Genomic DNA, 7,160 nt, shown 5'->3' on the forward strand with positions numbered 1-7,160 from the left:
TCCGAAAAACATGCGCGGCGGCGTGTGCCGGGGCGCGACGGCGGCGGGGGTTGCGCGAGGATGACTGCCATGAGTGACAGCGATACCCGAATCCGGCTGGGCCTGCTGGAAGGCGACGGCATCGGCCCCGAAATCGTCCGCGCCACCCGGCATGTGGTCGACGACGCCTTCGAGACCACGGGCCTGCCGCCGGTGGATTGGGTCCCGCTGCCGCTGGGGCACGAGGCGATCGAGCGGTACGGCGACCCGGTGCCCGAGCCGACCCTCGCGGCGCTGGCCGAACTCGACGCCTGGATCATGGGCCCGCACGACAGCGCCTCCTACGCCCCCGAACACCGCACCGGCCTGCCGCCCGCGGGCGCGGTCCGCAAGCGCTTCGGCCTCTACGCGAACGTGCGTCCGGCTCGCAGCCTCGAGGGTGTGCGCGCTCTGGCCCCGAACATGGATCTGCTGATCCTGCGCGAGAACACCGAGGGTCTCTACGCCGACCGCAATATGGCCGTCGGCTCCGGCGAGTTCCAGCCGTCGCGGGATGTCGCGCTGTCGGTCGGCGTGTTCACCCGGGCCGCGATCGAACGGATCGCGCGGCTGGGGTTCGAGATCGCCTCGGAGCGTTCCAAGAAGCTGACCGTGGTGCACAAGGCCAATGTGTTGCCCATGACCATGGGCATGTTCCGCGACATCTGTTACGAGGTGGCCGCGGACTACCCCGACGTGGCGATCGACGACGAGCACGTGGACGCGGCGGCCGCGCATCTGGTCCGCGCGGCCGGCGACTACGACGTGATCGTCACCGAGAATCTCTTCGGCGACATCCTGTCGGATCTGGCGGGTGAATTGAGCGGTTCGCTCGGTATGGCCGCCTCGGTGAACTGCTCCGATACCCAGATCATGGCGCAGGCGGTGCACGGAGCGGCCCCGACCCTGGCGGGACGCAATCGCGCTAATCCGGTGGCGCTGTTCAACTCCGCCGCGGCGATGCTGCACTGGATGGGCCGCGCCCAGCAGCACAGCGCCTTGCGCCGGGTCGGCGACCGGATCGAACGGGCGGTTGCTGATACGTTGCGGGCTGGTGTTGCGACGTCCGATTTGGGTGGGCTAGCCTCTACCTCCGAATTCACCGAGCAGGTGCGCGCACGGCTGCACCGCTGGTGAGCGCGCACTTCCGGGCCGGGCGTGTTCGGCCCCGCTCAGGCGTGTCGCCGATTAATCTTCGGTTACCGGCCGACGCGGACGGTGTCACTCGCTTACATTTCAAACGGCGGGCGACGCACGGATGTCGCGCACCCGAACTGTGGAGGACTGCTGTGTCTGTTAACTCTTTTCGCGGGCGTGCCCTGCGGGCCGCCGTCGTCATCGCCGGTGGCGCCCTCGCACTGACCGCGTGTACCAGTAATTCCGAGTCCAACGGTCCCGAGGTGGCCAAGGTCGACGTGACCAAGGTCGACACCATCGCGGCCAAGGTGCCCGCCGATATCAAGTCCTCCGGCAAGCTGACCGTCGGCGTCAACGTTCCGTATCAGCCCAACGAGTACCGGGATCCGGGCAGCGGCAAGATCGTCGGCTTCGACGTCGACCTGATGGACGCGGTCGCCAAGGTGCTGGGCCTGAACGCGGACTACAAGGAAGCCGACTTCGAGAAGATCATCCCCTCCATCGAGGCCGGCACCTACAACCTCGGCATGTCCTCCTTCACCGACAACAAGGAGCGCGAGGCCACCGCCGACTTCGTCACCTACTTCTCCGCGGGCAGCCAGTGGGCCCAGCAGAAGGGCAAGAACGTCGACCCCGACAATGCCTGCGGCAAGCGAGTCGCGGTGCAGCGCACCACCGTTCAGGACACCGACGAGATCCCGGCCAAGTCCAAGGCGTGCGTCGCCGCGGGCAAGCCGGAGATCCAGAAGGTCGCCTACGACGAGCAGTCCGCCGCCGCCAACGCGCTGGTGCAGGGCCAGGTCGACGCCATGTCCGCCGACTCCCCGGTGACCGCGTACGCCATCAAGCAGGCCGGCGACAAGATCGAGCCCGCGGGCAAGATCTTCGACTCCGCGCCCTACGGCTGGCCGGTCAAGAAGGGTTCCACGCTGGCGCCGGTGCTGCAGGAGGCCGTGCAGTACCTGATGGACAACGGTCAGTACCGCAAGATCGCCGAGAACTGGGGTGTCCAGGAGGGCGCGATCACCAAGTCCGTCATCAACGGAGCCAGCTGACCTCTCATGTCGCAGGACAAGAACCACCTCTCGACGCCGGTCGAGAGCACCGAGCCCGAGCCGATCAAAGCGATTCCGCTGCGACGGCCGGGCCGGTGGATCGCCGCCGCGATCATTCTGATCGCCCTGGCCCTGTTCGTGTGGGGCGCCAAGACCAACGAGGCCTACCACTGGAACACCTACTTCAAGTACCTCGGTGACAAGCGAATCGCCCAGGGCGCGTTGGTGACTCTGGAACTGACCGTGCTGGCCATGCTGATCGGAGTGGTGCTCGGCGTGCTGCTGGCGGTCATGCGTCTGTCGCCGAATCCGGTGCTGCGGTCGGTGGCGTGGGCGTATCTGTGGATCTTCCGCGGGACGCCGGTCTATGTGCAGCTGGTGTTCTGGGGCCTGTTCCCGTCGCTGTACAAGACCGTCACCGTGGGCGTGCCGTTCGGGCCGTCGCTGGCGCATTTCGATGTGCAGCACTGGTCGGCGCCGTTCTTCTTCGCCATGATCGGCCTGGGGCTCAACGAGGCCGCCTATATGGCCGAAATCGTGCGCGCGGGAATCAATTCCGTGGGCGAGGGGCAGCGCGAGGCGTCGGTGGCGCTGGGCATGTCGTGGTCGCAGACCATGACCCGCACGGTGCTGCCGCAGGCCATGCGGGTGATCATCCCGCCGACCGGCAACGAGCTCATCTCCATGCTGAAGACCACCTCGCTGGTGACGGCCATCCCGCTCACCACCGACCTCTACGGCCGGGCCCGCGACATCTACAGCGTGAACTTCCAGCCGATTCCGCTGCTGCTGGTCGCGGCCACCTGGTATCTGGCCGTCACCAGTGTGCTCATGATCGGCCAGTACTACCTGGAGCGGTACTACTCGCGCGGTTCCTCCCGGCAGCTGACCGCGAAACAGTTGCGCGCCTTGGCCCAGGCGCAGGTCGCCGGCGGAACGGGATAGGTGAACATGTCCGAGGACTCGATCTCCTTCGCCAAGGAACCCACGCCGTTGATCGACGGCTCACTGCCGCCGTCGGCGGTGCCGATGGTGCGCGCCGACCGGGTGTGCAAGAGCTTCGGCGCGCTCGACGTGCTCAAGGGCATCACCCTCGAGGTGCAGCGCGGCGAGGTGCTGTGCCTGATCGGCCCGTCCGGTTCCGGCAAGTCCACCTTCCTGCGCTGCATCAACCACCTCGAGCGGGTCAATGCCGGACGCCTGTACGTGGACGGCGACCTGGTGGGGTACCGGGAGAAGAACGGCAAGCTCTACGAGCTGCACCCGCGCGACGCCGCCAAGCAGCGCCGCGATATCGGCATGGTGTTCCAGCACTTCAACCTGTTCCCGCACCGCACCGCGCTGGAGAACATCATCGAGGCGCCGACCCAGGTCAAGAAGCTCAAGCGGGCCGACGCGGTGGCCCGCGCCCGGGACCTGCTGTCCCGAGTCGGCCTGGCGGACAAGGCCGATGCCTATCCGGCCCAGCTGTCGGGCGGCCAGCAGCAGCGTGTCGCCATCGCCCGCGCCCTGGCCATGGACCCCAAGCTGATGCTCTTCGACGAGCCCACCTCGGCACTCGACCCGGAGCTGGTCGGCGAGGTACTCGGCGTCATGCGCGAACTCGCGGCCTCCGGCATGACCATGGTCGTGGTCACCCACGAGATGGGTTTCGCCCGCGAGGTCGCCGACCAGCTGGCGTTCATGGACGGCGGCGTGGTCGTCGAGGCGGGCAACCCGCGCGAGGTGCTCGCGAACCCCCAGCACGATCGCACCAAGGCGTTCCTCTCGCGAATCCTCTAGCTCCACAACAAGATCGGGGATCCCACGTCGGGCTCCCCGATCTTTTGTTCGCGTCCGTTATCCGCGGAGGAACTCCAGCACGGGCGCGGTCTGGCCGAGGACGGCATGACCGACGCCCGGGAGTACCCGGGCGGTCGCGTTCGGGATGGATTGCTGTGCGCGGCGGGCGGTTTCGGCGGACTTGAACATGACGTCGTCCTCGCCCACGATCACCAGGACCGGCATCGTCAGGGCGCTCAGCTGCGCGTCGGTGAAGATCGGCAGTTTGCCGGTGCGCGGGTTGAAGTGGGTGAAGGTCAGGGTCACGTCGTCGAGGATCTCGGCGTGATCGGTGAGGTTCAAGCCGGTGACGATGGCGGCCGAGCGGCGCAGGTCGTGATTGCTGAACAGGTGGTCGATCAGGTTCTTGAAGATCCAGCCGAAGCGTTGCTTGCCGATGCCGCCGGGGCACAGCAGGGCCAGCTTGGTGACCTTGTCCGGGCGTCGGACGGCGTAGTCGAGGGCGGTCCAGCCGCCCAGGGACATGCCGACGAAACCGGCGGAGGCGAGGTTCAGACCGGCCAGGACATCGTCGAGCCACCGGGCGACCGCGTCCGAGCCGAGCGCCGGGCGGGATTCGGAGCTGCCGCCGGGCTCGCCCACCATGTCGACGGCGTAGACCCGGAAATCGGTTGCCCAGGAGGCGATGTCGCCGAGCCAGGTGGCGGAGTTGCCCCCGGACCCGTGCAACAGGATGACCGGCGGGGCGTCCTGCGGGCCGGAGGCCAGCACGAAGGTGTCACCCTCTCGCGTGGGGATGTGCAGTTGCTCGACCGCGACCGGCCAGCGGCGCACCAGTTCTTGGTAGCGGGTCTGGATGGCGGCCCGTCCGGCCTCGGACTTGTAGATCGCGTTCACGACGCGAGAACTCCTTCCATGTATTCGAGCAGCCGGGCGGTGTCGCCCAGGCCGCCGATGAGAATGACCTTCAGGCGGGCGCGTTCGCGGTCGTAGAAGGTCTGCACCCGCAGCGGTTGCCCGTCTCCGGTCCGGGTGCCGGCCGCGGCGGTCAGTAGGGTGCCGACCCGGTCGGCGATCGCCGGATCGGCGGCGTCGACCTCGATGATGCTCGACACCTCCGAATGCCGTTGCCGGGCAGTCGATCCGCCCTCGGGCGCGGGCAGTCCGGTGAAGGCTTCCAGATCGGCCCGGGTGATGCGGTACTGCTTGCCGATCCGGGTGGCGGGCAGCTTCCCGTCCCGGACGTAGCCGCGGACGGTGCGCACGTGCAGGCCGAGGCGTTCGGCGACTTCTTCGACGGAGTAGAGACGATCGGACACGAAAACTACCCTAATGTTCCCTATTGTGTGTGGCAATAGGGAATGTTAGGTAATGGTGTGATGGGGCTTACGTGGAGTCGTCAAGTCAACTACAGTTTGTAGTAGATATTCGGTCGCACCGTTGGGAGGCGGCGACATGGCGATGACGACAGGGGAGCGTCCCGCGGCGCGGGCGCGATGGAGCTTTCTGCAAGGCGCGGTATTCGTGGTCGGAGTCGTCCACATCGGGTGGGCGATCGCGGGCTGGATCGCCGAACCCAGCTTCGCGATGGGCGAACACGCCCCGGCCACACCGGTTCTCGGCATGGACTACAACGGCTGGCACGCGCTCGCGGGCCTGCTGCTGTTCACCCCGGCGCTGTTCGCCGCCCGGCGCAAGCGCTGGGCCGCGTGGTACTGCGTGATCGCCGCTGTCGGAGGCGGATTCGTGGTCGGGATCTGGGCGCTGTTCGCGCACAATGTCGTGATGTTCAGCTTCCCGAATCACCGCGTCGACGCCATCGAGCACATCGTGACCGGTGTCCTGCTGCTGTCGCTGGTCGGGATTCAGGCCGTGCGCGACCGCGGCCTGCGGGCCGTGTTCGCCTGAGCCGGGATCTTCCAGCTCGCGAGCGCGATACGGAGTTGGCCCAGCAGGACTTTCGTGGCCGGGCTCATCGGGCGATCGGTGCTCCAGGCCAGCACCAGGCGGCCGCGCATCGCCGGATCGATCTCCAGGGTGCGGATGCCGAGGCGGGCGGCCTCCTCCGCCGGGATTCGCGGAATCACGGCGATGCCGAGGTCGTAGGCGGCCAGCCGGATCAGCAGCGCGGGAGCGGCGGCCTCGAACGCCACATCGGGCGCCAGAGACGCGGCGGCGCAGGCGTTTTCGAGTAGCGCGCGCAACCCGGTGCCGGTGGGCAGGCAGATGAGCGGGTGCTCGCACAGTTCGGCCAGCGTGATCCGGGCGCCGAAACCCTCGGCCGGCGCCGGCACGGCCGCCACGATATTGCTCTCGTAGATCAGCTCGGCGCCGATGCTCGGGTCCAGGTCCCCGGAGATGGACAGCAGGCCGATATCCAGCTCACCGCGCCGCAGGGCGCCGTACATGGCGTCGGAGGTGTCCTCGGTCAGCGAGATGCCGATCTGCGGGTGATCGCGGTGGAAGTCGGACAGCACCTGGGCGATGTCGATCTCCTCGCCCGCCGCGCCGGAGATCAGCCCGACCCGCACGTGCCCGCGCAGCAGGCCGGTGAATTCGTCGACGGTGTGGGTGATGCGCTCGACCTGTTCGAGGGCGGCCCGGGCGATCGGCAGCACCGCCTCGCCGACCGGGGTGAGCGTGACCGAGCGACTCGAACGGTCCAGGAGTGGTTGTCCCAGTTCACGTTCCAGCTGGCGGATCTGCGCGCTCAATCCGGGCTGGGCCAGGTGCAGGCGGGCCGCTGCCCGGGTGAAGTTGGCCTCCTCGGCGACGGTGACGAAGTACCGCAACTGACGCAGTTCCATAACTGATGATTCTAGCTACTAGAAAAACTATCTGTTGGAGTTCTCATTCGGCCGCGAGCAGAGTGAGAGACATGACGAAGACAGCGATCACCGAACTGCCCACCACCACCGGACCCGTCTTCCAGCCCGGCGACACCGGCTACGACGCCGAAATCGCCGGATTCCAAACCGCTTACACCCACCGGCCCGCCGTGATCGTCGCCGCCGCCCACGCCCAGGACGTGCGGGCCGCCGTGGAATACGCCGCGCGCCACGGTCTTCCGGTCGCCGTGCAGGCCACCGGCCACGGCCTCTCGGTCGCCACCGACGGCGGCGTGCTCATCACCACCCGCCGCCTGGCCGACATCCGCGTCGACCCGGC

9 protein-coding genes are annotated in these 7,160 nt (G+C 67.7%); 6 read left to right on the forward strand and 3 right to left on the reverse strand.

The genetic code is table 11. The annotated features are described in order from the left end of the window. Positions 1 to 69: 69 nt before the first annotated feature. From ACWELJ_RS20785 to ACWELJ_RS20800, 4 genes are all read left to right on the forward strand, one after another. On the forward strand, positions 70 to 1,155 hold the full coding sequence (locus ACWELJ_RS20785; protein ID WP_452367775.1) for an isocitrate/isopropylmalate dehydrogenase family protein: 1,086 nt from the start codon (positions 70 to 72) through the stop codon (positions 1,153 to 1,155). A 152-nt stretch (positions 1,156 to 1,307) separates the two neighbouring features. Then, positions 1,308 to 2,210: an ABC transporter substrate-binding protein gene (locus ACWELJ_RS20790; RefSeq protein WP_452367776.1), complete on the forward strand. Its 903-nt coding sequence runs from the start codon at positions 1,308 to 1,310 to the stop codon at positions 2,208 to 2,210. Between the two features lie 6 nt (positions 2,211 to 2,216). Continuing rightward, complete coding sequence (locus tag ACWELJ_RS20795; RefSeq protein ID WP_452367777.1) at positions 2,217 to 3,155, forward strand: amino acid ABC transporter permease; 939 nt, start codon at positions 2,217 to 2,219, stop codon at positions 3,153 to 3,155. Between the two features lie 84 nt (positions 3,156 to 3,239). Beyond that, on the forward strand, positions 3,240 to 3,992 hold the full coding sequence (locus ACWELJ_RS20800) for an amino acid ABC transporter ATP-binding protein (protein ID WP_452367787.1): 753 nt from the start codon (positions 3,240 to 3,242) through the stop codon (positions 3,990 to 3,992). Between the two features lie 57 nt (positions 3,993 to 4,049). On the opposite strand, the gene ACWELJ_RS20805 is transcribed toward ACWELJ_RS20800, so the two are convergent. Both ACWELJ_RS20805 and ACWELJ_RS20810 read right to left on the reverse strand, forming a co-directional pair. Further along, entirely contained in the window at positions 4,050 to 4,889 is an 840-nt protein-coding gene (locus tag ACWELJ_RS20805; RefSeq protein ID WP_452367778.1) for an alpha/beta fold hydrolase, read from the reverse strand. Next, entirely contained in the window at positions 4,886 to 5,311 is a 426-nt protein-coding gene (locus ACWELJ_RS20810) for a helix-turn-helix domain-containing protein (protein ID WP_452367779.1), read from the reverse strand. The genes ACWELJ_RS20805 and ACWELJ_RS20810 overlap by 4 nt, the downstream gene beginning before the upstream one ends. A 136-nt stretch (positions 5,312 to 5,447) precedes the next feature. Between ACWELJ_RS20810 and ACWELJ_RS20815 the strand changes: the two genes are divergently transcribed. After that, positions 5,448 to 5,900, forward strand: coding sequence for a DUF4383 domain-containing protein (locus ACWELJ_RS20815; RefSeq protein WP_452367780.1), 453 nt, complete (start codon positions 5,448 to 5,450; stop codon positions 5,898 to 5,900). Here the strand turns inward: ACWELJ_RS20815 and ACWELJ_RS20820 are convergent. Then, positions 5,858 to 6,799 (reverse strand): LysR family transcriptional regulator, encoded by a 942-nt coding sequence (locus ACWELJ_RS20820; protein WP_452367781.1) that lies wholly within the window; start codon positions 6,797 to 6,799, stop codon positions 5,858 to 5,860. The genes ACWELJ_RS20815 and ACWELJ_RS20820 overlap by 43 nt on opposite strands. Positions 6,800 to 6,870: 71 nt before the next feature. On the opposite strand from ACWELJ_RS20820, the gene ACWELJ_RS20825 reads away from it, so the two are divergent. Continuing rightward, positions 6,871 to 7,160: FAD-binding protein (locus ACWELJ_RS20825; RefSeq protein WP_452367782.1), on the forward strand; the 290-nt coding region annotated here is incomplete at its 3' end.

The sequence above is a fragment of the Nocardia sp. NPDC004582 genome (assembly GCF_053602115.1).